The 2,582-nt window shown below is 76.1% G+C and carries 2 protein-coding genes; both read left to right on the forward strand.

Annotated elements, in window-relative coordinates; all coding sequences use genetic code 11:
* The coding region (locus K6I34_RS35385) for a tetratricopeptide repeat protein (RefSeq protein ID WP_229332131.1) at positions 1-1,243 on the forward strand (1,243 nt) is incomplete at its 5' end.
* Positions 1,244-1,331: 88 nt separating this feature from the next.
* A complete protein-coding gene (locus K6I34_RS35390) occupies positions 1,332-2,441 on the forward strand; it encodes a nitronate monooxygenase family protein (protein ID WP_229332132.1) in 1,110 nt (369 codons plus the stop codon).
* The last annotated feature ends 141 nt before the right edge of the window (positions 2,442-2,582 follow it).

Below are 2,582 nucleotides of genomic sequence, written 5' to 3' on the forward strand. Positions count from 1 at the left end.
GCTCACCGGCATGTGGACCGGCCCCGCCGCCACGGCCGACTCCACGGCCGCCGACGCCGCCGCGGCCGCCCGGCCGGAACCGTCCCCCGAGGCCGTCGCCGAGCTCGCGACCCGCCACCAGGAGGCCCTGCGCCTCGGCAGGCTGGGCCGCTGGACGGAGTCCGGCGCGGCACACCACGGCGTCGCCGCCGAGCGCGAACGCCTCCTCGGCCCCGAGCACCCGGACACCCTCGCCAGCCGCTACGAGGCCGCGTTCACCCTCAGCAGGCAGGGCCGCCCCGCCGAGGCGCTGCGCGAGTACGCCCGCGCCGCCGCGGGCCGCGAACGCGTGCTGGGCCCCGACCATCCCGACACGCTCGCCGCGCGCCAGGAGACCGCGTACGTGCTCGGGCAGCTCGGCAGGTACTTCGAGGCCCACGAGGTCTACGCCGCGGTGCTCGCCGCCCGGACGCGCACCATGGGCCCCGACCACCCCGACACCCTCCGCTGCCACCACAACCTCGCCTTCAACCTGGGGCGTCTGGGGCGCCCGGAGGAGTCGTACCGCATGGCACGCGAGGTCGCCGAGGCCCGCGCCCGGGTGCTGGGCGCCGGCCATCCGGACACGCTGGTCACGCGCTACGAGGTCGGCTACGCCCTCGGGCAGCTGAACCGCTGGACCGAGGCGCTGCGCACCTACCGCGAGGTGGCCGCGGCCCGGCAGCGCACGCTCGGCGCCGACCACCCCGACACCCTCGCCGCCCGCTACGAGGCCGGGATCTGCCTGGGACGCCTGGGGCGCAGCCCGGAGGCCCTGCGCCTGTTCCGCGACCTCGTGGACGAATGCACCCAGGCCCAGGGGGAGGAGCACCCCGACACCCTGCGGGCCCGGCACTGCGTGGGCGTCAACCTCGGGCGGCTCGGCCGCTGGGAGGAGGCGCTCGCCGAGGCCCGCGACGTGTGCGCGATCCGCGAGCGCGCCCTCGGCGGCGACCACCCCGAGACGCTCGTCAGCAGGCGCGAGATCGCCGTCGCCCTCGGCTGGCTCGGCCGCTGGACCGAGGCGCTCGCCCGCTACCGCGAAGTGGCCCAGGCCCGCCAGCGCGTGCTGGGCGCCGACCACCCCGACGCCCTCGGCAGCCGCAACGACGAGGCCCACTGCCTGGAGCAGCTCGGCCGCTCCACCGAGGCCGTCGAGCTCTACCGCCAGGTCGCGGCGCTCCGGCGGAACCGTGCCACGCGCGGGCAGCCGCAGGAGAGATGACGCCGGCCATGACGCCGGCCGCACATTTTCTGATGCTCCATCAGTAAATCTCTTCCCTCGCCCGGCGCGCTGCGGCATCCTGCCGCCCATGCGGACGGAGCTGAGCCAGCGCCTGGGAATCGAGCACGCCGTCTTCGGCTTCACCCCATTCCCCGCGGTGGCCGCGGCCGTCTCCCGCGCCGGGGGCCTCGGCGTGCTCGGCGCCGTACGGTACGCCGACCCCACGGCGCTGCGCCGCGACCTCGACTGGCTGGCCGCCCACACCGACGGCAAGCCGTACGGGCTCGACGTCGTCATGCCCGCGAAGAAGGTCGAGGGCGTCACCGAGGCGGACGTCGAAGCCATGATCCCGGCCGGGCACCGGCACTTCGTCACCGACACCCTCGCCCGCCACGGCGTCCCCGAACTCACCGAGGGCGACCGCGCCGGGTGGCGGATCACCGGCTGGATGGAGGACGTCGCCCGCGCCCAGCTCGACGTCGCCTTCGACTACCCCCTCGCCCTGCTCGCCAACGCCCTCGGCGCGCCGCCCGCCGACGTCGTCCGGCGCGCCCACGCCCACGGCACCCTCGTCGCCGCGCTCGCGGGCAGCGCCCGCCACGCCCTCCGGCACCGCGACGCGGGCGTCGACATCGTCGTCGCCCAGGGGTACGAGGCGGGCGGCCACACCGGGGAGATCGCGACCATGGTGCTCACCCCCGAGGTCGTCCGGGCCGTCGCCCCACTGCCCGTACTCGCCGCGGGCGGCATCGGCAGCGGCGAACAGATCGCCGCGGGCCTCGCCCTCGGAGCCCAGGGCGTATGGCTGGGCTCCCTCTGGCTCACCACGCGCGAGGCGGCACTGGGCCCGCCCGCGCTGCTCGCCAAGCTCCTCGCCGCCGGGTCCGGCGACACGGTGCGCTCGCGTTCCCTGACCGGCAAACCCGCGCGGCAGCTGCGCACCGCCTGGACCGACGCGTGGGACGACCCCGGGGGACCGGGCACCCTGCCGATGCCCTTGCAGGGCCTGCTCGTGGCCGAGGCGCTCTCCCGCATCCAGAAGTACGAGGTCGAGCCGTTGCTCGGCACGCCTGTGGGGCAGATCGTGGGAGCCCTGACGGAATGCCGATCGGTTCAGGCCGTCTTCGACGACCTGACGTCGGGCTTCGAGCGGGCGGTTGCCCGCTTGACCGGTTACGCCCACCAGGGTGCGACTTGAGCTCCGCGCGCGGCTGCGGGTCCGGCGGGGGCTGGCCGCGCAGTTCCCCGCGCCCCTGATGGGGCGCGCCTTGCGCCCCACCCCCCCCCGTTTGTGGGCAGGCGTTCCGCACGGCGGAACGGGTGGGCACAAACGGGACCA

It is taken from the genome of Streptomyces sp. UNOC14_S4 (genome assembly GCF_020740835.1).
Taxonomy (GTDB): Bacteria; Actinomycetota; Actinomycetes; order Streptomycetales; family Streptomycetaceae; genus Streptomyces.